Genomic DNA, 25430 nt, shown 5'->3' with positions numbered 1-25430 from the left:
GGTCCCAGCACCCTGATGAGATGGCCGGATGAACAGATCCCCTTCTCCCCGCCCATCCCTCGCCACGACTGCGGCCTTACCCGTCTCCTTCGCCGCGGCCGCTCTACTGCTTACTGCCTGCGGGACGGAGGGCGCGGACACAGGGCACTCCGGCACGAGTACGGCCGCGCCCTCGTCTTCCGCACAGGTCGACGATCCGGGCAAGGACGGCGTACGCGTCACCTCATTGACCTTCGCGACAACTTCCCCCGCGCCCACCGTCAGCTCGCCCGTCTCCGCCGACGGCCTCGACTCGGACTCGGGGATCGCTGCCGCCTACGAAGTCACCAACGAGGGCGCGGAGACCCTGACTTACTCGGCCGTCTTCACCTTCCTGAGCCGAGACGGCGGGGCCGTCGTCAACCAGACCGTGACCGTGCGCGACGTCGGCCCCGGAAAGACCCGGAGAGGCACGGTTTGGGCCGGAGTGCTGCCGCCCACCGCACCGCGGGTGACCCACGCCAAGGTGCTCAAAGTAACCAAGGTCCCCGCCGACGAGGCGCCGGCCGGGGCAGGCACATGCCCGGCCTCCGGGGTCCGTGTCAGCGCCGATCAGGGCGACGCGGCGATGGGACTGCGCGTCGTCGGGCTGCACCTCGAAAACTGTGGCAGGCGGCCCTACACCGTCGAGGGCTACCCCTTGCTGGAGCTCCTGGACGAGGACCGCAAGCCCGTCCACGGCGTCAGGATCCTCAAGGGCAGTGGCGAGATCACCACAGGTGCCGGGCCCGACGAGCCACCCCGACCCGTCACGCTCGGGCCCGGCGAATCGGCTACCGCCGACTTGGTGTGGCGCAACACCACCGAGTCCGGTACGCCGGTGAACGTGTCATACGTACGGGTCCGGGCGAAGGCCGACGCCGCCCCCGTCACGGTGACCCCGAACCTCGACCTCGGAACCACCGGGAAGCTCGGGGTCAAACCGTGGGAGAAGGCGGAGCCCTAGGGGGTGGCTGTCCGATGGTGCGGGGGTGCGGGGGTGCAGGGGTGCGGGCAGCAGGGTTCTTGACCGCGGAGCGGCGCAGGGCGCCGTGAACTCCGCCCCGTGGAGGGCAAGATGGCCCCCATGGAACTGCACGCCGCATACGGACTCAGCCGGATCATCAACGCGCGAGGGACCTATACGCCCCTCGGTGTCTCACGCAGTGGGGACGGCGTCGGTGCCGCGGTTGCCGGGGCGCTGTCGGAGTTCTTCGTGATGGACGAATTGCAAGAGGCGGCCGACCGGGCCCTCGCGCGGTTCACCGGGGCGGAGGCGGGGACCGTCGTGCACTGCACGGCCTCGGCGATCACTCTCGCCGTCGCCGCCGCGATGACGGGGGAGTCCCCGGAGCGCGTCGAGGCGCTGCCCGACACGACCGGCATGCCCGGCGCAGTCGTTCTGCCGGCGGGGCACGCGGTCAACTACGGGCACTCCATCGTGCAGGCCGTCCGGCTGGCGGGCGCGGTCCCGGTTCTGGTGGGGACGGAGAGCGGGTTCACGCTGGAGGACCTGGAGAGGGGGCTCGCGCGGCAGGACGTCGCTTGCCTGCTGCTGGTGTCGTCCCGTCTCGTGCGCGGGAACGGTGCCGAGCCGGCCGACGCCGTGGTGGTCGCTCATCGGCGCGGGGTTCCCGTCGTTCTGGACGGTGCCGCGCAGGACTTTCGGGTTGGCGAACTTCTCGCCACCGGTGCGGACTTGGTGGCCATCAGTGGCCAGAAGTATCTGGGTGCGCCGACCGCGGGCCTGGTGGTGGGGCGGGCCGGGCCGGTGGCGGCGGTGCGGGCGCAGGAACGGGGCATCGGCCGTGCGATGAAGGCCAGCAAGGAGGCGGTGGTCGGCGTCCTCGCCGCGCTCGAGGCGCGTCAGGAGCTGGACATGGCGGTGTGGCGGCAGCAGCAGGCGGACAAGGTGGCGGACTTCGTCGAGCGGGCCGGTGCCGTCCCGGGCATCACCGCGTCGTCCGTCCCCGACCCGACCGGCCTGCCCTTCGCCCGCGCCCGGCTGGTGGTGGACCCCGCCGTGTCGGCCATGGATTCGGCCGCCCTGGACGAAGCGCTGCGCGCCGGGTCACCGTCGATCTGGGCCATGCCCGGCCGGCGGGACGCGCAGGAGCTGCTGTTCGAACTCGTACCCCTCACCCCGGACGAGATCGACGTCATCCTTGACCGCCTGGCCGAACTGCTGGCGCGGTGACGGCCGTTGGTGGGGGCGGGGGGTGAGGGGTGCGCGGGGGGATCGGGGCTGCGGTCGGCCCTCGGGTGATGTTCGGCAGCTGGGCGGTGGCGTGTCCGCCGCCGGCCGTCAGTTGCGGTGCGCGGGGAGCCAGCCGTTCTGGACCGCGTGGACGCCCGCCTCGAAGCGGCTGCGTGCCTGGAGTGCGTCCATGAGTTCGGCCGCGAAGCGGCGGGCGGTGCGGGTGGAGACGCCGAGGCGCTTGGCGATCGCATCGTCCTTCAGCCCCTGGGCGAGCAGCCGGAGGGCCTCGCGGTGCTGCGGGGTGAGGCCGTCGGTGTCCCGTTCCACCGTGGGTACCAAGGGCTTCGCGGCCTGCCAGGTGCTGTCGAACAGCTCGCACAGGGCCGTGATGACGCCCTGACCCGTGAGGACCACGGCGCCGAGGCTCGCGTCCGCGGGGTCCAGAGGGAGGACGGCCTCGGTCCGGTCCGCGATGATCATGCGGATCGGCAGGCTGGGAGCGGTGCGGACGTGGCCGCCGCGCTCGTGGAGCCACTGGACGTGCCGGAGCGTGGGCTGGTGGTTGCGGATGCTGTCCAGGTAGACGGTCCGCACGGTGACACCGCGGTCCAGCAGGGTCGCGTTCGGCTTGCGGCTGGCCTTCAGGTCGCTCTCCGCATGGGCGCCGCCCGGAGCGAGGGTCATGATCTCGTGGCGGACGTCGGAGGCGAGCCGGGCGAGCCGGTCGCGTATCTCCTCCGCGCCGGTCAGCTCCTCGGTGTGGAAGCCGGCCGAGGGTCGGTGCAGGGACGCGCACTCCGCGACGAGTTGCGCGGCCGCGACCCGCGCCGTCTCCAACCGTTCCTGGTGGGCGGCGAGTTCGGCCTGCTGGCGGGCGAGCAGCAACTTCATGGCCTGTTCCGGGCCCAGTACGCGAAAGGCGCTGTCGGCCTTGGCGGACGGCCGGACGAGTGCGAGGGAATGGAGCCGGTCGAGGCAGTCGCGTAACCGGTCCTCCGGCAGGGCGAGTCGCTGGGACAGTGCGGATATCCCGTCGTCACGATGGTCCAGCATGGCGCGGTAGACGCGTTCGGTGTCCGTGTCGAGTCCGAGTGCGGCCAGCATGAGGTGTGTCTCCCGAGGGGTGTACGTGTCCGGAAAGGCGTGGAGGAGGGAGGTGCGGTGGTCTCCGCGACGGTCGGGGCAACCGGTCGATCAGCCTTGGGGTGGTCCTCCGGACACGGTGTGACGTCTTCTGGTGTGTGCGTGGCGCATGGAATGAACTTCCGATGCGTGCGTGATCTTGTCAAGGTCGCCTTTCGGCCCACGAATTCGTCCGTAGCGGGCTGTCGAATTCGGCCGTCCCTGTGCGGGACCGGGCCCGTGCGGGCGGCTTCCGCCGTTCGGCCGGCAGGGCGTCAGGGACGTACTGGCGCTGTCCGGCGCCGTGGAGGGCCGGGCTGACCATGACGGATGCCGAACCGTCGGCGGCGCGCGACGATGTGGCGGGTCGCGGGCGCGCGGCCTGCGGTCCGCTCGTGCCCGTGATGTCGCGCCGGGCGCGGGGTTGCGGGGCCTGTGATCAAGCCTGCGCGCGAAGGCGCATTCTTTACGACGACGGATTGGCCTTCGGCACGGGGGTGGCGGACGGCCCGGGTGCGGTCGGCGTCTCTTCCGTGCCGGACGCCGAGCGTGCCCCGGCCCGCAGCCCCAGCGCCCAAGCGGCCGCGGTCGTCAGGACGCTGAGGAGACCGGCCGCCAGGAACACCGGGCGGGGATCGCCGTCATTGAGCGTGGTGAGCGCGCCGCCCGCCAGGGCCCCGACCGGGCTCGCCGCCAGCGCGGCCACCTTGGCCGTGGCCGTGACCCGGCCCAACAGGGCGCGCGGCACCAGGCGTTGGCGCAGCGTGCGGATGAGTACCACCGCTGTCACCGTGGAACCCCCGAGCAGCAGATTCAGCACCAGCAGCGGGACCAGGGAGGTCGCCACGCCCAGGGACGCCAGTGTGGTGCCCAGGCAGGCCGCGCTGAGTGCGATGAGGGTCTCGTGCCGCATCCTGCGGCCGAGCCGGATGGCCACCGCGGTGCCGAGCACCCCGCCCACGCCGCCTGCCGCGACGACGGCACTGGCCTGGGAGGCGCCGAGGTGGAGGGTGTCGCGCAGGTAGAAGACCAGGAGGTAGCCGACGGCGAGGAAGAGGTTGGCGCTTGCCTGCAAGCAGGTCACCACGAGCACGACCCGCAGGGACCGCAGACAGCGGAACCCCTCGACCAGGTCGCCCCGCACTCCGCGCAGGGCCTCGCGCAGCGGCGGGGAGGGGGCCCGGTGCGCCCGGTCCTTGCCGCGCAGGACGTGCAGGACGGAGACGAAGGACACCGCGAAGGTGCAGGCGTTGACCAGGAGGGCGACCTGGAGGCCCCAGAGCGCCGACAGCACGCCGACCAGCCCCGGGCCGACGATCTGCGCGCTCTGGTTCGCGGCCTCCAGGAGCGAGTTCGTACGGACCAGGCGTTCCTCCTCGACCAGGTCCCGTACCGCCACGGTCAGCGCGGTCTCGAAGAACACGCCGGCCCCCGCCGCGACGAACGCGAGGGCGAGGATCACCGGGACGGCGAGCTGGGAGGTGGCCGCGAGTACGGCCAGGGAGAGGAAGATGCCGAACCGTACGGCGTCCATGGTCAGCATGACGCTGCGGGGGTCGAGCCGGTCCACCAGCGCACCGGCGGGCAGGCCGACCAGCAGATAGCCGACGGTCCGCGGGATGGCGGCCAGCACCGCCGCGTACGGGGATCCGCTGACCTCGAGGACGAGCAGGGGGATCGCGAGGATCGCGAGGCCGTCGCCGATCAGGGAGACGCTCTGCCCGCCGAGGAAGACGCGGAACGCCAGGGGCGAGGGGCGGACGGGCGCCGCTGAGGGCAAGGCATTCGGCATAAAGGCTGTGTCTCCACCGGTCGTTCGGCTCTCTTCGGGCTGCGAAGTCACGAGTCGCGTCAGGGGAATCGGTAGAGGGTGACGGCATCGACCCGCCCTGAATTCCCGGTTCTCCGTGGAATTCGTGGCGTCGCACGCTCAGAACACGATGCGATCGGGGAGCGGCCCCCATCAACCCCTTCGGCCTGGACGGTATCGGCCACTGCATTCATCGGCCAGCCACGGAACCATCCGGCGGCGGCCCGGGGGAGGGGCGCCGCGGCTTTGCGGGTGGTGTATCAATAGTGCGTCGGATGACGGACGTACGGCCTGGGTGTCAACTGCCGGTGAATCGGGCCGCGCTGTGTGGAAGCTGTGTGGAACACGTGCCTCACCTACGCTGACGTCGCGCGCGTGTGGGCGGCCGGCGGGTACGCGGGGCCGTCTGCGGCCGGGACCGCCGTCGGCCCGAGCAGCACAGGCGCATCGGCCCGGCACGGCAACATGGCCGAGCACAGGAACACTGAGCCGACACAGGAACGTTGGCCGAGCACAGGAACAGTGGCCCGGTACAGGAACGTTGGCCGGGCACAGGTACCTCGGCCGAGCACAGGAACAGCCGAGCACAGGAACAAGGGTGATGGGGAAGGGGGAGCCATGTATCTCGTGCATGTCCGTCTGGACGGACCCGCTGATGTACCGCTGCCGACGGGGACGAGAGCTGCCTTGACCTCCTGCGCCGAGCCGGGGGACGGCCTGGAGCACGTCAGCGTGGACCCGGACGGGCCCGGCGGCCCCGTGGTCGGCCTCTTCCTGACCGCGCCGAGCCTGGCCGTGGCGGAACGGAGGGCCGCGGCCCTTTGCTCGCGCTCATTCGCCGCGCATTTCCCCTTGGCGCCCTTCCGGATGGCGTCGTGCGGAGTGGTGCTGGTTCCGGAGTTCTGGGACCGCATGGCGTCCCCGTCACCCGTGGACGGGATAGGACACAACATGTTCCGTCCACCGGATCCCCCTTCCGAAGGGGACGGTGAGTTGCGAGAGTAGGGGCACCGGAGAGGCGGGGAGAGCCAAAAGCACTCCGAGCGGATTCCGGAAGTTCTCCGAAAAAGCAGAACGCAATTCACCGAAAGGCCGTTCCGTGAGACTCACCCCGACTTTCAGGACTGTCGCAGCCGGCTGCATCGCGCTCGGCGCCCTCCTCATGGCTCAGGCGGTCTCCCCGGACAGTGCTCAGGCCTTCACCCAGGTACGTCCCGAAAGCACGTCCGCCGCCACCGTGCCGGCGGGCGACCTGCCCCTGCTCACCCCGGGCGTGGTGCACAGCGCCGATGTGACCTGGGGCAGTTGAGCCCGGGCGCTGTCCCCACCCCCGCCCCGCGGGCCGGGTGAGCGCGGCGCCCCTCGTCGTACGCGACCACGCTCCGGCCCGTCTCCGTGACACCCCGCATGAGCGGGAGGCGTGCACGGACGCCGGCCCACGCCGCTCACGGTGACGTGCCGTCACCCTGCCCGGCCGCAGTGGTCTTCCCCTCCCCGGTCGGCGCCGAGCCGCCCGGCACCCGCAGCGCCCCGGGACGTGTTCGCCGAGCACGAGCACCCCCCTCGGCCGTGCGCCGCACCTCCCGCACCTCCCGCACCTCCATTCCTCAGTCGAGCCCGCCCCCGGCGCGGCGGCGGCTTCGCGCGCCGCCGCGCCCGGCCCATGCCTTCCCATGCCTCCCCCATCCCCAGGAACCGACATGGAGCAACGCAGACCATGACGACTGCTCTCACCCCGCGCACCCAGCAGGAACTCCTCGACCAGGGCTACACCCTGCTCGACGGCATCACCACCGACGAACAGGCCGCCACGGCCCTTCAGGAGCTCGGCGCCCTCATACCGCAGTACGACGGTCAGCTGCGCTATCAGGTGAAGGCCGCCCCCGGCTTCGAGGACCGGCGCTACTCCAAGAGCACCAACACCATCCTCGTGCACACCGAGGCACCCGGCTGGAGCCCGCCGCCCCGATACCTCGCGCTCCACTGCCGGGTCCAGGCCCGGTGCGGCAGCGGACAGACCGAACTCGCCGACGCGTACGCCTTCATCGCCTCCCTCAGCGAGGAGGAGCGCCGCACGGTGCACGGCGAAGCCATCGACTGGGTGGGCCACAACACCGGCGGCACCGGCACCGCCGGAGTGCGCCGCCCGGTGGTGGAGAGCACGCCCGAGGGCCGTGACATCGTCCGGTTCAGCTACAACCTGCTGACAGCCGGCCACTACGACCCTCCGGTCGACGCCGACGTACCCGCCGACGCACTGCCGTTGGGCTCCCTGGGACGTGAACTGGCCGTGCGGGCCGAGACGTTCTTCCGGGACAACAAGGTGTCCGTCCTCATTCCGGAGGACTCGATCCTCGTCTGGGACAACCAGCGGATGCTGCACGCCCGCTCCTCCTACAGCGACGCGCGACGCCACCTGACGCGCTACTGGCTCCAGGAGTCCTAAAAGCCTGTCGTCGAACCCGGCCGTGGGCCACCGGGCGCCGCCGCACGGCGAAGCCCCCACCACCCGCGGTGCCGGCCGGCACCGCTCCCCGTGAGGAATGTGATGAACAGCGACACCCCGATCCTTGAAGGCGGCCCCGAAGACGCGGTCGGGCAGGAGATCCCGGACTCCCCGCTCGCCGAGGGCCCTCCGCTGCCCGAGGGCATCCCGACCTTCGACCCGAACGACCCGGTGGAGAACGCGGTGATCCGCCGGCTCGTCGGCAACTGGCACCGCCGTGCCACCGTCAAGCGGGACGAGCCCGACCTCGACGAACTGTTCGACCTGTCCCGCGCGGACTACCCCGTGCAGATCCTGCCCTTCCGGGACCACCCGACCTTCCTCGGCCTGGACCCCGACAAGCGGGCCGAACTGCTGAGCTGGGCGTGGATCGCGTACAACCGGCACACCGTCATGGCCGAGCAGAAGGTGGCCAACCCCGCGTTCGCGCTGGTCATGGAGGGGGAGTATCCGGGCCTGACCGGGGAGGCGCTCAACCTGTCGCTGGCCCAGGCGATGGTCGACGAGCAGTACCACACGCTCATGCACCTCAACGCGAGCGCGGTGACCCGCAGGAAGCGGGGGCAGGCCATGCCGGACAACGCGCTGCCGCTCTCCCACACCGCGCGCGTCCACCAGGAACTGCGCGACCGGGCGGGGGAGCGCTGGGAGAAGTCCCTGACGACGCTGGCCTTCGCGACGGTCTCGGAGATCTCCATCAACGCCTACCTCGACCTGCTCGCCGAGGACACGACGATCCAGCCGATCAACAGCACGACCGCGAAGCTGCACAACCGCGACGAGTACTGCCACGCGTCCATCTCGCACGTGCTCGCCGAGATGGTGTACCACCACCTCGACACGCGGCAGCGCAGGTACTTCCTGGACATGCTGATGGAGGGTCTGGACGCCTTCGTGGCCAACGACTACACGACCTGGCACCGCATCGTCGACCTCGTCGGCATCGACGGCGGGCACGAGATGCTCGCCGACTGCCAGGCGGACACGGGCCGTGCGCGGCTGGTCCGCGACTACACCGGACTGCACAAGCTGGTGGAGCAGATGGGCGTGGCCGACCAGGTGGACTTCGACTGGTCCCGCTCCCACATCGCCCACTGACGCTGCCCGGCACGCGACCGGTGGCGGGCACCCCCGCCACCGAGGACCCATGAGGATTTGGTGTGAAGACCTACTCCCACGAACGCCTGGCGGCGCTCGCTCGCGACCGCGGGATGTCCGAGGAGTACCTGCGCGACCTGCGGGTCGTCTCCTCCGTCCTGCCCTTCAAGGTGAACGAGTACGTCGCCGACCAGCTCATCGACTGGTCGGCGGCGCCCGACGACCCGATCTTCCGGCTCACCTTCCCGCACCGCGACATGCTCCCGCCGGACGTCTTCGACAACATCGCCGCCCTCCACGACAGTCAGGCGCCGCGCGAGGTCCTGCGCAAGGCCGCCGCCGACGCCCAGGAACTGCTCAACCCCCACCCCGGCGACCAGCTCGAAGCCAACGTGCCGACCCTGGACGGACGCAGGCTCGACGGGCTCCAGCACAAGTACGACGAGACCCTGCTGGTCTTCCCCTCCCAGGGCCAGACCTGCCACGCGTACTGCGGATACTGCTTCCGCTGGGCCCAGTTCGTCGGGGTGGCCGAGCTCCGGCAGGCGCTGCGCTCACCCCAGGACCTCACCGGCTACCTGGCGAACCACCGCGAGGTCACCGACGTCCTGTTCACCGGCGGCGACCCCATGATCATGAAGACGGCGGTGCTGAAGCGCTGGATCGAGCCGCTGCTCGACCCTGCCATGGAGAGCGTGCGCACGCTGCGCTTCGGCACCAAGGCGCTCTCCTACTGGCCGGCCCGCTTCACGAGCGACGCCGACGCGGACGATCTGCTGCGGCTGCTCGAACGCTGTGTCGCGGCCGGCCGGCACGTCGCGGTCATGGCGCACTTCTCCCACCCCAGGGAGCTGGAGACCCCCGTGGTGCGCGAGGCCATCGCCCGGGTGCGCTCGACCGGCGCGGTCATCCGCGCCCAGGCACCGCTGATCGCGCACGTCAACGACCGCGCGGACGCCTGGTCGCGGATGTGGCAGCAGCTCGTGGAGCTCGGCGTGGTGCCGTACTACATGTTCGTCGAGCGGGACACCGGCGCCCGCAGCTACTTCGGTGTGCCGCTCGCGAAGGCGCTGGACATCTACAACGACGCCATCCGCGGCGTCTCCGGGCTTGCCCGCTCCGCCCGGGGCCCGGTGATGTCGGCCTCGCCGGGGAAGGTCCTGCTGGACTCGGTAACCGAAGTCGCGGGGGAGCGGGTCTTCTCGCTGCGGCTGCTCCAGGCCCGTGACGCCCGGCTGGTGGGGCGGCCCTTCTTCGCGCGGTACGACCCGGAGGCGGAGTGGTTCGACGACCTGCGCCCCGCGCTGGGCTCCTGGTTCCCCGGGCAGCCGGGCCCCGACGTGTCCCAGCCGTCCGGGGCGGGTGGCCGGTGAGGGTCACCGCGCACGAGGCCAGCCTGACCCAGCGTCACCTCTGGCGCTCCGCGCGGGAGGCCATCCCCGTCACGCGCACGCTCATCGTCGAGGCGGAGCAGGACGGCGTGTCCGGCTACGGCGAGGCGTCCTGCTTCATGACGGACCACTACAACTCCGGCCTGGAGCGGATGCACGCCGACCTGCGGCGCACAGCGCCCCTGCTGGCCACGCTCGACGTGTGCGGGCCCGACGGCGACGCCGACACCCTCTGGCAGCGGCTGGCCGCCGAGCTGCCCGACGCCCCGTTCGTCCTCGCGGCACTCGACTCGGCCCTGCACGACCTGCGGGCCCGCCTGCTCGGCGTACCGCTGTGGAAGTCCCTGGGCCTGGACCGGCCGCAGAACCTGCGCTCCAGTTACAGCATCGGCCTCGACACCCCCGAGGCGATGGCTGGGAAGCTGCGTGAGCGGCCGGGCTGGTGTGCGTACAAGGTGAAGCTCGCGGACCCCGGCGACCTCGGCATCCTGCGCGAACTGCGCCGCCGGACCGACGCGCCCTTCCTCATCGACGGCAACTGCGGCTGGGACCCGGACCGCCTCGTCCCCGCCCTGCCCCACCTGCACGACCTGGGGGTGCGGCTGATCGAACAGCCCTACCCCCGCGCGGCCTGGGACGACGCCCGCACCCTCAAGGAGATCAGCCCGATCCCCGTCATCGCCGACGAGAGCATCACCTCCCCGGCCGACCTGGACGCCTGCACGGGCGCGTTCCACGGCATCAACGTCAAGCCGATGAAGGCGGGCGGCCTCACCCCGGCCCTGGCCATGCTGCGCGCCGCACGGGAACGCGGCCTGCTCACCATGCTCGGCTGCATGCCCGAGTCCGCCGCGGGCGTCTCCGCCACCGCCCACCTCGGCGGCCTGGTCGACCACCTCGACGTCGACGTCGTCGACCTGCTCGCGGTGGACACCGGAGACGGCCTGAGCCTCGACGCCACCGGCCACGTCACACTGCCCGACCGCGCGGGCTCCGGATACCTGCCCGACGCCACGGCCCACGGCTGGTCCGTGCACCACGTCCCGGCCGCGAGCGCGCGCCTCGTACGCCGTCAGGTGCCGGACTGCGCACCGGGCACACCGGGCGTCGGTTATCCGCAGGACGGCCACCCCGCCACCCGGCACCTCGCGGCCATGCTCCAGGGCCGCGCGGTGGGCGCCGCCTCCCTGTACGCCGAGGGCCCCCCGGCCGGCCACGACCTGCCGGACACGCGCCCCGGCCGCGCCCGGCGCCTGTACGGCATGGCCACCCTCGACGAGGTCCGCGGCACCGGTGCGGGCAGCGCGCTGTTGCGCACCGCCCTGACCGTCGCGGCCCTGGACGGCGCCGAAACGGTCTGGGGCCACGTCCCCGACGCGGCCCTCGGCTTCTACCGCAAGCACCGTTTCGACGTCCTCGGCCGCCCCCTGGACCTGCCGGGGGCCGGTCCCCACCACTTCGTGCACAGGAGCACCCGTTGACCACCCACGCCCCGGCCGGCACACCCCCGGCCGAGCCCGCGCCGCCCGCCACGGGCCGCGCCATCCACCCACGCCAGGCCCGGCAGCTCGCCCGCGAGGCGTTCATCGCGGCGGACCTGCCCCCCGAGCAGGCCGACCAGGTGGCCGACGCACTGGTCACCACCTCGCTGCGCGGCATCGACACGCACGGCCTGCGCCTGCTCCCGCAGTACCTCACCGAGCTGTCCACCGGGGTGGCCCGCGCGGCGGCGGAACCGGCCGTCGTGCGGGACAGGGGCGCCGGACTGCTCCTGGACGCCGACGGCTCCCTCGGTGTCCTCGCCGGACTGGCGGCCGCACGGCTCGCGGCGGAGCGGGCCGCCCACTACGGGGTGGCCGCCGTCGGCGTGCGCAACTCCAACCACTTCGGGGCCGCGTCGGTCTACACCCGCACCCTGGCCCGCACGGGCCTGGTGGGCATCGCCGTCACCTCGGCCGCCTCCCGGGTGGCGCCGTACGGGGGCGTCGAGCCGCTGTTCGGCACCAACCCCATCAGCGTCGCCGCGGGCGGCGGCGACGAGGAGTTCGCCCTGGACATGGCCACCAGCCAGGTCTGCTTCGGCGAGGTGAAGCAGCGCAGGGCCGAGGGCCGCGGCCTGGACGACGGCTGGGTCACCGACCGCGCGGGGCGGCCCACCACGCACCCCGAGGAGGCGTACGCGCTCTCGCCGCTCGGCGGATACAAGGGGCAGGGCCTGGCCATGGCCGTCACCCTGCTCGGCGCCGTCCTCACCGGCACCGCACCCGACTGGCGGCTCTCCCAGGTCGGCGAGGGCGATGCCGGAGCGAGCCGCGGCATCGGACATCTCGTCCTCGCCCTCGACCCGGCCGCGTTCACCGGCGCCGACAGCTTCGCCACCGGCCTGACGGACCTGCTGACCACGGTGCGCACCGCGACCGCCGCGACGGACCGGCCCGTGCTGGCCCCCGGTGACCCGCAACGCGCCCACGAGCGGCACCGGGAGGCGTACGGCATCCCCCTGGACGCGGGCACCGCCGCCGCCCTGGACGCGCTCGCCGCGCGGCTGGGCCTGCCCGGGACCCAGGAGGCGCCCGCGTGATCCTCGTCCTGATCAGCCCCCGCCAGGCCGGGCTCCCGTTCGCCCAGTGGCTGCCGGAGGAGGCGGGCAGGCTCGTCGCGGTCACCGCCGAAGGCGCCCCCGTCGGCGAGGGCTTCGCACACGTCCTCACCGTCCCCGACTACACCGACGACGACGCCGTGCTCACCGCCGCCCGTGCGGCCGCCCGCACCCACCCGCCCCGTGCCGTACTGGCGCTGGCCGAGGCCGACGTCGAGCGCGCCGCCCTGCTCCGCCGCGAGCTGGCCCTGCCCGGCCTCGACAGCACCGCGGCCGCCGCGTACCGCGACAAGGTCCTGATGAAGCAGTACGCGAGCGCCGCGGGCCTGCCCGTCCCCGCCTTCGCACCCGTCGCGAGCGTGGACGACATCACGGACTTCATGGCCGCCCACCCCGGCCGGGCCGTGGTCAAGCCGAGAAGCGGCTCCGGATCGACGGGCGTGCACGTGCTCGACACCCCCGGCCAGGCGGACGCACTCGCCGAGCAGGTGGCGGGCGGCTCCTACGAGGTCGAGGAGTTCGTCGACGGAGCCCTGCACCACGTGGACGTCTTCCGGGCCGAGGGCGAGCCCGTCGCGGCCGTCGCCTCCCGCTACACCGGCGCCGGGTGCCTGACCCACTGGGAGGACGCCCCGCTCGGCTCGCGCAACCTCGACCCCGCCGACCCGCTCCACGAGCGCCTGGTCGAAGAGACATGGCGACTGATCGACGCGCTGCCCTCGCCGGACACCCTCTGCGCGCACGCGGAGTTCTTCGTCACCGACAGCGGCCGGATCGTGCTGTGCGAGGTGGCCGCCCGGATCGGCGGCGGACCGATCCCCGCCATGCTCCGCCACATCCTGGGCACCGACCCGCGAGAGCTGTGGGCCCGCGTCGAGTGCGGGCTGCCCGTCGCGCTCGACGCCGTACGCGACCACGCGCGCACCGCCCCCCGCGCCGCCTTCTGCGGCATCCCGCCCAAGCACGGCCGGGTCCTGCGGCTGCCCGAACCGCCGCCCGGCGCAACGGACTTCGTCCTCAACACCCGGATCGGCGACGACTGGAGCGGGGAGCGCTACCGGCTGCGCAAGTCCGGCGACTTCCTCGCCACCTGGGTGATCACCGACCCCGACCCGTCCGTCCTGGACAGCAGACTTGACGCCACCGCGCAACTGGTCGGCGCGGGGTTCGGCTGGGACGAGACCGACTTCGGCCGCGACGACACCGAGCCGCCGCCCGCGCCGGTCCCCGCCGCGCCGGTCCCTGCCGCCTCGGTCCCCGCCGTGTCGGGCCGCAGCGAAGGAGGGGCGCGATGACCACGACGGCGGCCACCGCGCACCACGGCTCGTACACGGCCCGGCTGCTGGCGCCCGGCGATCACCCGGTACACGAGGACGCGACCGGGCAGGCCGGCACAGGGGAGGGCGGCATTGGGCAGGGCGGCACCGGGCAGGGTGGCTCCGGCCCAATCTGGGACGACCCCCGCTGGCTGCGCTTCACCGCACGCACCGACCTCCACGAGACGCACTGCCTTCAAGTGCTCGAAGAGGACCGGCCGGTGGCCCTGGCCACCCTGCTCCTCACCCACAAGCCCGGCGGGCTGCTCTTCTACGACGCCCCCAGGCTGGCAGGCACCGCCTCACCCATGGCCGAGCCCGACCTCCTCGACGAGGCCGAACGCGACCAGTGGGACCGCCTCACGGCAGCCCTGCCCGAGGACCGCGCCGGCCACTACCCCTCCCTGGCCCTCGCCACCTTCGGCAACCACCACGGCGTGGCCCACATCCACGGACGCTCCCCGCAGCAGCGCCAGTCGGTCATGGCGGCGCTCCCCGCCCTCCTCCAGCAGATCGCGGACCAACTCGGCTGCCGCAGCACGGCGTTGCTCTACGTCGGGGACCCCGAGGCAGAGGCGGTGGACGCCGCCGCCACCCGTGCCGGCTACCACGCGACGCTCCTCGGCGCCGACGCCGTACACGAGTTGCGCGCCGACGACTGGGAGCAGTACGTGGCCGGGCTCAGCAGCCGCCGCCGCAGAGGACTGCGCAAAGAGGTCACCGCCTACGAGGACAGCGGCTTCCACACCGTGGCCACCACCGGACCGGAAGCCCTCGACGACACGGTGACCGCCCTCCAGGTGGCCCACCGGGCGAAGTACGGACTGCCCGGCGGACACGAGCGCGTGCGCCGCGACTTCGACGCCCTGCGCGAGGAGATCGGCCAGTCGTGCGTCGTGCTCGGCGCCGCCCGTGAGGACCGCGTGCTCGGTTTCGCGCTGTACCTCAGGGCGGGCGACGCCCTCTTCCTGCGCACCGTCGGCTTCGCCCCCGGGGCCTCCGGCTGCTACCTCGCCCTCACCTACCACGAGAGCGCCCGCTGGGCGCTGGAGAACGGCATCCGCCGCATCCACTACGGACTCGCCACCTACGAGGCCAAATTCCAGCGCGGCTGCGAACTGCGGCCCCGCTGGGGCTGGTTCGCCTTCCACGGCCCGGACGCCGAGACCTTCCACCAGGTGCTGGACCTCCAGTCGCGCAGCATCGAACGCCGGCTGGAGCGCGTCGGCAGCCCCGCCGCCCCGGTCCCCTCCCGCACCCTCCCGCCCTCCTCCACCGTTTACGGAGCCGCACGATGAAGCTCACGCCCACCAGCGACATCTGGATGGACGGCAAGTTCGTCCCCTGGGACCAGGCGCAGGTACACGTCCTGACCCCCAGCCTGCACTACGGGTGGGGCGTCTACGAAGGCATCCGCGCCTACCCGACAGAGCAAGGTCCGGCCGTCTTCCGGCTGCGCGAACACCTCCAGCGGCTGCACGACTCGGCGCGCGTCTACCTGATGGACCCCGGCCACAGCGTCGACGAACTCACCGAGGCGTGCCTCGAACTGCTGCGCCGCACCGGCCTGGAGAGCGGCTACCTGCGCCCCCTCGTCTACCTCGAATACGGCACCATGGGCGTCGCTCCGCGCCTGGACAGCGCCAGGGTCGCCATCGCGGCCTGGCCCTGGGGCTCGTATCTGGGGGAGAAGGCCGAGCAGGAGGGCTGCCGGCTGATGGTCAGCAGCTGGCAGCGCAACGGCGTGCACGCGGTGCCGCCCCTGGCCAAGGCCACCGGCGCGTACGTCAACTCCGCGCTCGCCAAGGTCGCCGCGATCCGCGCGGGCTACGACGACGCCCTCATGCTCACCCCCGCCGGCCACGTCGCCGAGGCGTCCGCCGCCAACGTCTTCGCCGTACGCGACGGAGTGATCACCACCCCGCCCATCAGCGACAACATCCTGCCCGGCATCACCAGGGACACCGCCATCACCCTCGCCCGCGACCTCGGCCACGAGGTGCGGGAGCAGAGCCTGACCCGCAGCGAGCTCTACGTCGCCGACGAGGCGTTCCTCACCGGTACCGCCGCCGAGATCGTCCCCATCGCCTCGGTCGACGACCGCCCCGTCACCGCAGCGGGCAGCGGACCGATCACGCGGCGACTGCGCCAGGCGTTCCAGGACGTGGTCCACGGCCGGACGGCCGACCCCCACGGCTGGCTCACCCACCTCTGACTACGGCCGTACGCCAACTCCCAGCGAGCTTCCAGCTATTCCCAGCGAGGTAGACCTTCATGTCCGAGCACGTCCTGGTCATCGGCAGCGGCCGAGACCTGCCCACCCGGCTGCGCCGCGCACGGGCCGGCACCCGCACCACCGTCATCTGCCGTCTGGACTACCTCTCCAAACTCCGTGAGACGACGGAACACACCCGGATCATCGGGGTGAGCCCCGAGGCACCGCACGACGAATGGATCGCGCTCGCCCAGGCCGTGCACGCCCGGCACCCGTTCACCCGGATCGTGGCCTTCGGCGAGCGGGACCAGGACAAGTGCGCACTCGTCGGCCAGGCGCTGGGCCTGGCCGCGCACTCCCCGCACACCACCGCGCTGGTCTACGACAAACACGCGATGCGGGCCCGGCTGCGCGAGGTCGGCATCGACACCACGGCCTGCGCCCAGGTGTCCGACGTGGAGGAACTGCGGGCGTTCCTCACCGCGCAGGACACCCCCTGCATCGTGAAACCGGCCGACGGTTCCTTCAGCAAGGGCATCACCCTGGCCCGGCACGCCGATCAGGCCGCCGACGCCTTCGCCCGGGCCGGCGGCGCACCGGGGGAGACCGATGGCACGCCGGTCCTGGTGGAACAGTTCCACGAGGGCCCGCAGTTCAGCGTCGAGGCGTTCTCCGAGGACGGCGACCACCAGATCGTCGCGATCACCCGCAAGTACTCCGACCCGCTGAACTTCGTCGAACTGGGCCACGTCAGCCCAGCTCCCCTCACCCCCGCCCAGGAAAAGCAGATCCACCACTACGTGGAACGCATCCTGGACGCCCTCGGCATCACATCCGGCGCCACCCACACCGAAGTCGTCCTCACCGAGAGCGGACCGCAGCTGATCGAGACGCACGTCCGCATGGGCGGCGACGAGATCCCGGCCCTCGCCCACGACGTCACCGGAGTCGACATCGCCGACTGCCTCATCCGCCACACCCTCGGCGAGAAGGTCCTGCCCGGCATCCGCGCCGCACTCGCCACACCGCGCACACCCCGCAGTTCGGCGATCTGGTTCGCCGCGCTGCCCGCCCCCGGAGTGCTCACCGAGACCACGGGACTGGACGAGGCCCGCGCGACACCCGGAGTAACCGAAGTACAGCTACTGTTCCCGCCGAACGCCACCGTCGACACCCTGCAATCCTCCACCTCCCGCGTCGCCCACGCCCGCGCGATCGCACCGAGCGCCGACGAGGCACTGGCCGCCGCCCAAGCCGCGATCAACCGCCTCACCTTCCACCTGCGCGTACACGCCGCAGACCAGGGAGCACTGTGACGACCTCACTGCCGCGCCCCACCACCCCGCCGCACCCCCAGCGCATCACCCTTGCCGACTACCACGACGCGGCCCGCGACGTCCTGCCCGCCCCCGCCTACGACTACCTTCAGGGCGGCGCGGCGGACGAACGGACCGTGCGCTGGAACGCCGAGGCGTACGAGCGGCTGGCGCTGCTGCCCCGGGTCCTCACCGGCACCGCGGGCGTGAACACCCGTTGCACCCTCTACGGCACGGAACTCCCCACTCCCATCCTCCTCGCGCCGACCGCTTCGCACGGCCTGTTCCACCCCGAGGCGGAAGCGGCGACCGTGCGGGGCGCCGCCGCCGCGGGAACCCTCACCACGGTGAGCACCTTCTCCACACTGACGCTGGAGGAGATCGGCGCCGCCGCCACCGCCCCCTGGTGGTTCCAGCTCTACGTCCAACGGGACCGCGCCCTCACCAAGGACCTGGTGCTCCGGGCCCGCGCGGCCGGCGCCACCGCCTGCGTCGTCACCGTCGACACCCCGGTGACCGGTCTCCGCGAAAGAGACCTGCGCAACGGCTTCGCCCTCCCCTCCCACGGCACCCCCGCCAACCTGACCGACCACACCGCGAAAGCGAAACCACCCCGCAACGCGGCCGACCCCACGCACCACCACGGCATCCACGACCCCCGGATCGACCCCGCCGTCACCTGGTCCGACCTCGAATGGCTGCACTCGGTCTCCGGACTGCCCGTCCTGGCCAAGGGCATCGTGCGCCCCGACGACGCCCGCCGGGCCGCGGAGTTGGGCATCGGCGTCTGGATGTCCAACCACGGGGGCCGCAACCTGGACACCGCGATCGCCCCGCTCGTCACCCTGCCCGCCGTCGCCGAGGCCGTGGCAGGCCGGGTCCCGGTCCTCATCGACGGAGGCATCCGCCGAGGTACCGACGTGGTGAAGGCACTGGCACTCGGCGCGGACGCGGTGGCGATCGGCCGCCCCTACATCTGGAGCCTGGCCACAGCCGGCGCGGAGGGGGTCACCGCCGCCCTGGCCGCCCTGCACCGAGAAACGGAACTGGCCCTGACCCTCCTCGGCGCCCCCAACCTGGCGGCCCTGACCCCGGACCTCGTACAGGCACTCGGCCCGGCCGCGAACGGGATTGGCTGCGCACAACCGTGAGCGTGGGCTGGAGAGGCCCGTCGGTAGTCGTCGGGTCAGTGGATGATGGAGAGCACCTGGCAGGCGGCTTCGGCCAGGCCCCGATCACCTTCGATGCGCGCCGCGTCCAGGGCGGCCGCAGGGGTGATGGCTCTGGTGCACAGGCGCCAGGCGGTCTCGGGGGCGAGGCCGACCCGGGCGGCGGGCCGCTCGGTCGGAGCCGGGGCCAGAGACCACCGGTCGTGGGTCGCGGTGACGCTCCAGCTCCCGCCGGCCGGACCGTCGACCTCCACCCGGACCTGCGCACCGGCCTGTGCGTCGATGTCGCGCAGCGTGTGCGGCAGGGCGCGCATGAAGGTGTCGAGGACCACCGACAGGACCTGCGGGTCGGGGTCGGTGGGCCGACCGACGGCGTGCCGGATCTGCTGGCGGTGGGTCCAGAACTCCGTGAAGTCCCGGGCGGTGTCCAGCCAGCGCGGCGCCGGGTCCACCCCGGCCCATGACACCCCCAGCGACGGCCCGCCCGGGTCGGTGCCCTGGTAGAAACGGGCCGCCTGCGCGCCGGCCACCTCCAGCATGTCGGTCAGCACGGGCGGGCTCACTCGGCGGTGAGCTTGGACCCATTCCTCGTTGATGCGGTGGATGAACGCCTCCAGGCCCTCGCCCGGGGCGAAGACCGGGCCGTCCCGGTGGCCGTCGCGGTCCCGGGCCAGACGCCCCACGCAGTCGCCCAGCAGGTGTGCAACCACATCCCGCACGCTCCAGCCCGGCACTGCGGCCTTCTCCCAGTCGGCGGCCGCCATGCCGCGGAGCATCGCGACCAGCGTGGCGTGCTCAGGGGCGAACAGCGGGCGGGTATCAATGGGCGCACCGAGCCAGGCAAGGCCCGGCAGGCCATCAGGGTGTGGACTCATCACCCCACTCTGCCAACCAAACCCCACCCGCACAGGCATGAACCTCGAATCTCCAGCTGGGCGCCCCTTGGAGCGGAGGTGCATGGTACGGCAATGGATGACGGCCAGTCGTATGGAGTACGCGAGGCAGAGTGTGGCCAGGATGGGGAGGACGATCAGGGTGGGGTTCACCCAGGCCGGGACCAGGTCGTAGCCCGCGTGGCACTTTTCGTGCAGCGGGTACCATCGCCCGAACTCGCGGAAGTGCGCACTGCGATACGCCGAGTCGTAGGCCTGGCCTGCGCTGTGGCATTCCTCTTCCGTGTCCAGCCCGCCGGCGAAGGCGCCGATGACGTAGGTGATCCCGGTCCCCAGGAGGAGGATCACGGCGGTCACGGCGAATCAGAGGGGACTGCGGCGCCATCTCCCGGCGAACAGCGGGTAACACCAGAGCCCGATGAGGACAGCTACGAGGACCAAGAGGATGCTCATGGAGTAACCCTGCCGGTTCTTCCTGCCCTACCTGGCCTCCGGCGCCCGCTTCGCGGCCGGGTGGCATGTCGGGGTGAGACCTCAGAAGGAAAGGTCCTCTGAACCGTTACGCCCAGTGAGGGAGACTGCCTCGTTCGCACTGCGTAGCGGTTCGGCCCACGTGGTTGATGTCTTGTTGCGGCTGCCTTTCGCTCTGCACTTCGACATGGGGCAGGTGCAAGAGGGCGGTATGCCGACCTATTGGGTGAGCATCCCGTACGTTCTCGGACTCAGCGTGCTGTCGGAAGTGATCGCGTTCTTGGCCATCGGGCTGGTCCGGGGCTGGGGGAGTTGGCGCCCGACTGGATCCCGTTCATCGGCGGAAGACGCGTTCGGCCGATGGCGGCCTTTGGCCCCGCTGCCCTCGGCGGCCTGATACTCACGCTCCTGTTCACCACTGTTCCGCTCGGCGAGGGTCGTGAGCTCGCCCTTTACGGCGTCATCGACACCGTCGAATACAGCAATGCCGCCTGGGAGACGTTGGCGACGGTGTGTGTGACCCCCATTGCCGCCTGGGGGCCCGTCACCCTCGCTCTCGCGATCGCCTACTACCGCCGCCGAACCGTCGCCATCGCCAAGTGAGGGCGGGGCTGTTGATGCCACGTGTCCCTGACAGGTCGTGAGAGTTGTTCGAGCGGGTCGTGCCAGTGGCGCCGGTACGGACACAAGGAGGCGGCCGGCGGCGGTACGGCGACCGGAACGTACTGGCCGCGATCTTGTTCGTGGCGGCCTCCGGCTGTACGTGGAGACAGACGCCGGAAGCATTCGGGCCATCGTGGTCAACGGTGTACCGGCGCTTCGCTGAGTGGAGCCAGGCTCGGGTGTGGGCCAAGCTTCATTGCCTGCTCCTGGACGAGCTCGGCTCGCAAGGGAATCTGGACTGGTCGCGGTGCGCGATCGACTCAGTGAACATGCGGGCCCTGAAAGGGGGGATCTGACGGGCCCGAATCCTGTGGATCTCGGTAAGAGGGGCTCGAAGATCCACTCACTGACTGATCGGTCCGGTCTGCCTCTTTCAATTGGGATCTCCGCTGCAAACACCCATGACGGTCTGGGACTTGAGCCGCTGGTGCGGGGCATACCGCCAATCCGGTCCCACCGTGGCCCCCGACGGCGCCGTCCCGCCAAGCTCCATGCCGATACGAACGTAAGGCCAACCACTTCTTGGCCTTCGCAGGCATCGCAGCAACCCTTATCTGCTACGGCCGTCTGACCAGGGGGCGCACTGCTCGCTAGCATCGCTCCTCATGATCGCAGTGGTCGTCACCATCGGGCTGGCGTTCGTCGGCTATGTCGTCACCTACCTCAACGGCTTGCGCCTGTCGCAGCGTCAAGAACGTCTCGCTCGTATGAATCGCCAGCTCAGCGACTTCTACGGGCCCCTGTTCGCCCTCACGGAAGCCAACAGCCGCACGTTCGGCGCGTTCGTGGAGCGTCATGCTCGCCCTGGCGGAACGTCACCGTTCGATCACGAGACCCCGCCCACTGCAGAAGAGCTCACCGAGTGGCGGCTGTGGGTGACTACCGTCTTTCTTCCGAACATCCAGGCCATGCGCGACCTGGTCATCAAACACGCGGATTTGTTGAGTGAACCAGAGATGCCTCCGCTTCTGCTCCGACTGTGCGCGCATGTGTCGGGCTACGAGATCACAGCCGCCCGGTGGGCACAGGGAAACCACGACCAACACCTCTCGGTGGTGTCGTTCCCCAGCGAGGAGCTCGCCGCCTATGCGCGCCAGGGATTCGCCACGCTGAAGAAGGAACAGGCCCGCCTGCTGGGGCAACGGCAGGGGAGCTGACCAATTGCAACGACGTCTAAGCCGCAGTGCGGCGCCACCAGGAGCGAGACCGGAGGCGAGGTCCGTGATCCCTTGGCGCCAGGTGCCGGTGGGCCACGACGGCGAGCAGGGCGTAGGAGAGCACCATCAGTACGACAGTGACGACCCACGTACGCGAGCCGGTCGGCTCGTAGACCCGCCCCGCGTTGCCCACGTCCACCGCCGGCGCCGTCTGTCCTGCCTTGAACGAGTCCCGGCCGCTGCCGAACAGCTTGACGCCCTCGGTCCGCACGGTGCCGTCGGTGGAGCGGAACGTTCCCGACCACTCGCAGCTGGTGTGCCCGGCGTGCCCCACGCACACGAGCCGGGCCGCGGTGAAAGTGCCCCGCGGCCCGTCCGCGGTCGCGGCCCTGGCGGCGTTGCCGAGATTCGGCACGGTCAGCCAGAACAGCAGGACTCCGGCCACCAGGAGCAGCAGGGACACGAACCCCGAGGGCTTCCTCCCGCTCGTGGCCATGGGGTCAGTCCCTCGGTGCGCAGGCGCACCGCGCGGCGGCGTTGTCCGGCCGGTTCGCGCGGGTGTGGAAGTACATCGCCACCACCATGGGGACCGTCACCAGGGTGTTGTAGAAGAGGTGCAGTTCCACCCGGGGCGCGATCAGCTGGATCAGACTCGTCGGCTGGGCCCTGCCCAGCAGGTGTGCGCCGGCCAGGACCTGGCACAGGAGCAGCAGGTGCTCCATGTGGTGCCACACCTGGATGCCGAGCGACACCTTCCACCAGGTGCCCGAGCGGCCGGTGAAGCCCGGACGCAGGAGGAACAGGCCGACCATCATCACCAGGGCGTAGCCGTAGTGCATCCATTCCGAGGTGATGAGCCACGGGAACGGGATCCCGAGCACACCGCGCGCTTCGGGGATCGGCCAGCCCATGACGTAGATCTGGTACGCCTGGACCAGGTGCTCCGCCCAGTGCGCGACGACGATGAACAGGAATACGCGCAGGCCGAGTTGATGGTGGTGGCCGTTGAGGGAGTCGATCCCGCCCCGCAACGTACGCGGTGGTGCTCCCGTGCTGATGGCCATGCTTGAACCTCCACGGTCGGGGAACCGTGGCTCATCACACCAGGCTCGCGTGCGCGGGAGCTTCTTCCTCCGTGCTCTTTACGAGGACCGGTACGCGGGCGTCCGCGTACCCGTCCGAGCGGCTCGGGGTCGCGCCCCCGGTGTGCGATACGCCGGCCGTGCGGGCCCCGGCCGGGCAGACGTCCCTGCTCAACGGCTTGATCGCGGAAGAAGCCGACGGCCCCGTCCCCGCACGTTCCCGCACGGGGGCCGGCGCTCCGCCCACGGCAGGGGGGCGTTCTTGAGGCCCGGCGCGCAGTGGCCACCGACGGCCCGGGTCACTAGTTTCTCGCGAACTTGCGAACTCGCGAAACGCATCGCGCGCGGGTGGCTGAGGCGACCCACCCAGGAAGGGGCGGCGGATGAGCACCCGGCGCACGTGGAGCACGGCCGACATCCCGGACCGGGCCGGCACCACCGCGGTGGTCACCGGCGCGAGCTCCGGCCTCGGGCTGTGCACGGCGGAGGAACTCGCCCGGCGAGGCGCCCACGTGGTGCTGGCCGTACGCGACCCGGGCCGCGGGGCCGCCGCGGCGGACCGCATCCGGGCCCGGGTCCCCGCGGCCACCGTGACGGTCCGGCAGCTGGACCTCGCCGACCTCGCCTCCGTGCGGGACGCGGCGAAGGAACTCCGCGCGCAGTTCGCCCGCATCGACCTGCTGATCAACAACGCGGGCGTGATGTGGAACGACCGCGCCCACACCCCGGACGGACACGAACTACAGTTCGCCACGAACCACCTCGGTCACTTCGCCCTCACCGGCCTGCTCCTGGACGCCCTGCGGGCCGCACCCGGCGCACGCGTGGTGACGATCAGCAGCTACCTCCACAGGCTGGGGCGCATCGACTTCCGCGACCTGCACGCCGAACGCGGCTACAGCCGGTACCGGGCCTACAACCAGTCCAAGCTGGCCAACCTCATGTTCGCCCTCGAACTCCACCGCAGGCTGGCGGAGTCGGGGGCGGGCCTCGCCTCGCTCGCCGCCCATCCAGGGCTGGCCGCGACCGGCCTGGGCCGGAACTTTCCGGCCCCCGTGCGCAGGGTCGGCTCCGTGCTCGGGCCGCTGGTCCTCCGGCCCGCTCACCTGGGGATGCTGCCCGGTCTGCGTGCCGCCACCGACCCCGGGGCGCGGGGCGGTGAGTACTACGGGCCGCTCGGCGTGACCGAGACACGGGGCGCGCCCGGACTCGTCCGCCCCGGCAGGGCCGCCCGCGACCCGGAGGCCCGGCGTCGCCTGTGGGAGGAGTCCGAACGCCTCACCGGCGTCCGCTACCCCTTCTGACGCCGCGCCCGGGGGACGCCGCGACCGGGCGGCCCCGCCCGTGCCGGGGCCGGTTTCACGCCGGACCGGCCCGGCGGGGCAGGCGGATCCGGCCGCCGATGTGCACCGCGGTGGTCAGGGCGGCGTAGGACGTGAGCTCGATGAGTTTACCGTCGGTGGGGAACCGGGCCCGGAAGGCCGCGACGTCCTGCGGGAGGAGCTGGTACGGCGCGAAGGCGGTCAGCAGTGCGAGCCGGGCGGCCGGCACGTCCTTGGCCGGCAGCGCCGACACGGCCTCCTCGAGCCACCCCCGGCCCGGCCCCGGGACCGATCCGTCCCACCGGTCGAGGCGCGAGCGCAACCGCTCCCGTACCGCTTCCGGCACCCAGCGCGCCCCCTGGTCCACGGCGGCGAAGGCCCGCCCGAAGGCGTCGGCCACAGAAGGACTGCCCAGGGCCCACTCCAGTCCGGGGGGCAGGGGCGCCGGGGGCAGCAGGCCGAGCGAGTCGCCCGGCGCCAGCGGGCCCGGCGCGACGGGACGCATGGCCAGGGCGGTGGTGCGCATGATGGGCCCCCGCAGCGGCACCGGCGTCCGGGCGGGCATGGGGGAGTCGGCCAGGAAGAGGCTCACCATGCGGTTGATGTAGTGGAACGTCACCACGACACCGCAGAGTTCCGGCGCCTGCGCGTTTGTGAACGGGAGCGGGGCGGCGCTCACCGCCGGGCCTTCCCGGTCGTGCCGCCCGGCCGCCCTGGCCCACTCGACGATCCGCGAGACCGTCCTGTCCGGCGGCAGCGTCCCCAGGACCGCCTGGTGCACACCGACGCAGTACGGGCAGTCGTTGGCGCGGGAGACCTCGGTGGCGACCGTCTCCTTCACCGCGCGGCTCACCACACCGTCGGCGAGCAGGGTCTCCCGCAGCATCAGCCAGGTCGCCGCCAGCGACGCGGCCGCTGGCGAGTGGAGGGCCACGGGTGGTGCGAGCACCCCGAACTCCCGTTCCGTGCGGTGGTACACCTGCGCCACCAGACCCCGGGCACGGCGCGGGGCGACCACCTCCACGTACCGCACCTGCCGCAGGGAGCCCCGCAGCACGGCCCGCACGAGCGGCCTCATCGCC

At 71.9% G+C, this 25430-nt stretch carries 22 protein-coding genes and 1 pseudogene; 17 read left to right on the top strand and 6 right to left on the bottom strand.

The window, feature by feature from the left end; translation table 11 throughout:
* Positions 1-28: 28 nt before the first annotated feature.
* A complete protein-coding gene (locus ACZ4Z4_RS26310; protein WP_468332081.1) occupies positions 29-985 on the top strand; it encodes a DUF4232 domain-containing protein in 957 nt (318 codons plus the stop codon).
* A 111-nt stretch (positions 986-1096) separates the two neighbouring features.
* Positions 1097-2215: an aminotransferase class V-fold PLP-dependent enzyme gene (locus ACZ4Z4_RS26305; RefSeq protein WP_468332078.1), complete on the top strand. Its 1119-nt coding sequence runs from the start codon at positions 1097-1099 to the stop codon at positions 2213-2215.
* Positions 2216-2323: 108 nt separating this feature from the next.
* On the opposite strand, the gene ACZ4Z4_RS26300 is transcribed toward ACZ4Z4_RS26305, so the two are convergent.
* Together ACZ4Z4_RS26300 and ACZ4Z4_RS26295 are read right to left on the bottom strand one after the other, a co-directional pair.
* On the bottom strand, positions 2324-3322 hold the full coding sequence (locus ACZ4Z4_RS26300; RefSeq protein WP_468332075.1) for a helix-turn-helix transcriptional regulator: 999 nt from the start codon (positions 3320-3322) through the stop codon (positions 2324-2326).
* Positions 3323-3806: 484 nt separating this feature from the next.
* The gene (locus ACZ4Z4_RS26295; protein WP_468332072.1) at positions 3807-5132 is read right to left on the bottom strand and encodes an MFS transporter; all 1326 of its coding nucleotides are present in this window, start codon (positions 5130-5132) and stop codon (positions 3807-3809) included.
* A gap of 1117 nt (positions 5133-6249) precedes the next feature.
* On the opposite strand from ACZ4Z4_RS26295, the gene ACZ4Z4_RS26290 reads away from it, so the two are divergent.
* From ACZ4Z4_RS26290 to ACZ4Z4_RS26240, 11 genes are all read left to right on the top strand, one after another.
* Positions 6250-6459: a hypothetical protein gene (locus ACZ4Z4_RS26290; protein WP_468332069.1), complete on the top strand. Its 210-nt coding sequence runs from the start codon at positions 6250-6252 to the stop codon at positions 6457-6459.
* 408 nt (positions 6460-6867) lie between these two features.
* Positions 6868-7596, top strand: coding sequence for a TauD/TfdA family dioxygenase (locus tag ACZ4Z4_RS26285; RefSeq protein WP_468332066.1), 729 nt, complete (start codon positions 6868-6870; stop codon positions 7594-7596).
* Positions 7597-7698: 102 nt separating this feature from the next.
* Positions 7699-8754, top strand: a complete 1056-nt coding sequence (locus tag ACZ4Z4_RS26280; protein ID WP_468332063.1) for an AurF N-oxygenase family protein — start codon at positions 7699-7701, stop codon at positions 8752-8754.
* Positions 8755-8816: 62 nt separating this feature from the next.
* Entirely contained in the window at positions 8817-10127 is a 1311-nt protein-coding gene (locus tag ACZ4Z4_RS26275; protein ID WP_468332060.1) for a KamA family radical SAM protein, read from the top strand.
* Positions 10124-11626 (top strand): GNAT family N-acetyltransferase, encoded by a 1503-nt coding sequence (locus ACZ4Z4_RS26270; RefSeq protein ID WP_468332057.1) that lies wholly within the window; start codon positions 10124-10126, stop codon positions 11624-11626. The genes ACZ4Z4_RS26275 and ACZ4Z4_RS26270 overlap by 4 nt, the downstream gene beginning before the upstream one ends.
* A complete protein-coding gene (locus ACZ4Z4_RS26265) occupies positions 11623-12726 on the top strand; it encodes an Ldh family oxidoreductase (protein WP_468332055.1) in 1104 nt (367 codons plus the stop codon). Before ACZ4Z4_RS26270 ends, ACZ4Z4_RS26265 begins: the two co-directional genes overlap by 4 nt.
* Positions 12723-14039: an ATP-grasp domain-containing protein gene (locus ACZ4Z4_RS26260; protein WP_468332053.1), complete on the top strand. Its 1317-nt coding sequence runs from the start codon at positions 12723-12725 to the stop codon at positions 14037-14039. Before ACZ4Z4_RS26265 ends, ACZ4Z4_RS26260 begins: the two co-directional genes overlap by 4 nt.
* Positions 14036-15358 (top strand): GNAT family N-acetyltransferase, encoded by a 1323-nt coding sequence (locus ACZ4Z4_RS26255; protein ID WP_468332050.1) that lies wholly within the window; start codon positions 14036-14038, stop codon positions 15356-15358. The genes ACZ4Z4_RS26260 and ACZ4Z4_RS26255 overlap by 4 nt, the downstream gene beginning before the upstream one ends.
* On the top strand, positions 15355-16275 hold the full coding sequence (locus tag ACZ4Z4_RS26250; RefSeq protein ID WP_468332047.1) for a branched-chain amino acid transaminase: 921 nt from the start codon (positions 15355-15357) through the stop codon (positions 16273-16275). Before ACZ4Z4_RS26255 ends, ACZ4Z4_RS26250 begins: the two co-directional genes overlap by 4 nt.
* A gap of 59 nt (positions 16276-16334) precedes the next feature.
* Positions 16335-17591 carry an ATP-grasp domain-containing protein gene (locus ACZ4Z4_RS26245; RefSeq protein ID WP_468332044.1) on the top strand — a complete coding sequence of 419 codons (1257 nt, stop codon included), beginning with the start codon at positions 16335-16337 and terminating at the stop codon, positions 17589-17591.
* A complete protein-coding gene (locus tag ACZ4Z4_RS26240; protein ID WP_468332041.1) occupies positions 17588-18742 on the top strand; it encodes an alpha-hydroxy acid oxidase in 1155 nt (384 codons plus the stop codon). Before ACZ4Z4_RS26245 ends, ACZ4Z4_RS26240 begins: the two co-directional genes overlap by 4 nt.
* Before the next feature lie 35 nt (positions 18743-18777).
* Here ACZ4Z4_RS26240 and ACZ4Z4_RS26235 read toward each other — a convergent pair whose 3' ends face one another.
* Positions 18778-19635, bottom strand: coding sequence for a maleylpyruvate isomerase family mycothiol-dependent enzyme (locus ACZ4Z4_RS26235; RefSeq protein ID WP_468332538.1), 858 nt, complete (start codon positions 19633-19635; stop codon positions 18778-18780).
* Between the two features lie 849 nt (positions 19636-20484).
* On the opposite strand from ACZ4Z4_RS26235, the gene ACZ4Z4_RS26230 reads away from it, so the two are divergent.
* The 3 genes and pseudogenes from ACZ4Z4_RS26230 (at position 20485) to ACZ4Z4_RS26220 (ending at position 21944) form a co-directional block, all read left to right on the top strand.
* The gene (locus ACZ4Z4_RS26230) at positions 20485-20727 is read left to right on the top strand and encodes a hypothetical protein (RefSeq protein ID WP_468332038.1); all 243 of its coding nucleotides are present in this window, start codon (positions 20485-20487) and stop codon (positions 20725-20727) included.
* 44 nt (positions 20728-20771) lie between these two features.
* A pseudogene (locus tag ACZ4Z4_RS26225) lies at positions 20772-21381 on the top strand (IS5 family transposase).
* A gap of 11 nt (positions 21382-21392) precedes the next feature.
* Positions 21393-21944, top strand: coding sequence for a hypothetical protein (locus ACZ4Z4_RS26220; RefSeq protein WP_468332035.1), 552 nt, complete (start codon positions 21393-21395; stop codon positions 21942-21944).
* A 16-nt stretch (positions 21945-21960) separates the two neighbouring features.
* On the opposite strand, the gene ACZ4Z4_RS26215 is transcribed toward ACZ4Z4_RS26220, so the two are convergent.
* Positions 21961-22440, bottom strand: coding sequence for a hypothetical protein (locus ACZ4Z4_RS26215; protein ID WP_468332032.1), 480 nt, complete (start codon positions 22438-22440; stop codon positions 21961-21963).
* A 4-nt stretch (positions 22441-22444) separates the two neighbouring features.
* Positions 22445-23008, bottom strand: a complete 564-nt coding sequence (locus tag ACZ4Z4_RS26210; protein WP_468332029.1) for a hypothetical protein — start codon at positions 23006-23008, stop codon at positions 22445-22447.
* A gap of 401 nt (positions 23009-23409) precedes the next feature.
* On the opposite strand from ACZ4Z4_RS26210, the gene ACZ4Z4_RS26205 reads away from it, so the two are divergent.
* Positions 23410-24330 carry an oxidoreductase gene (locus ACZ4Z4_RS26205; RefSeq protein WP_468332027.1) on the top strand — a complete coding sequence of 307 codons (921 nt, stop codon included), beginning with the start codon at positions 23410-23412 and terminating at the stop codon, positions 24328-24330.
* 55 nt (positions 24331-24385) lie between these two features.
* On the opposite strand, the gene ACZ4Z4_RS26200 is transcribed toward ACZ4Z4_RS26205, so the two are convergent.
* Entirely contained in the window at positions 24386-25426 is a 1041-nt protein-coding gene (locus ACZ4Z4_RS26200) for a carboxymuconolactone decarboxylase family protein (protein ID WP_468332024.1), read from the bottom strand.
* Between the last annotated feature and the right edge of the window lie 4 nt (positions 25427-25430).

Source organism: Streptomyces sp. NPDC030245 (genome assembly GCF_055572995.1).
The sequence above is the reverse complement of the archived record's forward strand: the minus strand, read 5'-3'. Positions and strand labels throughout refer to the sequence as shown.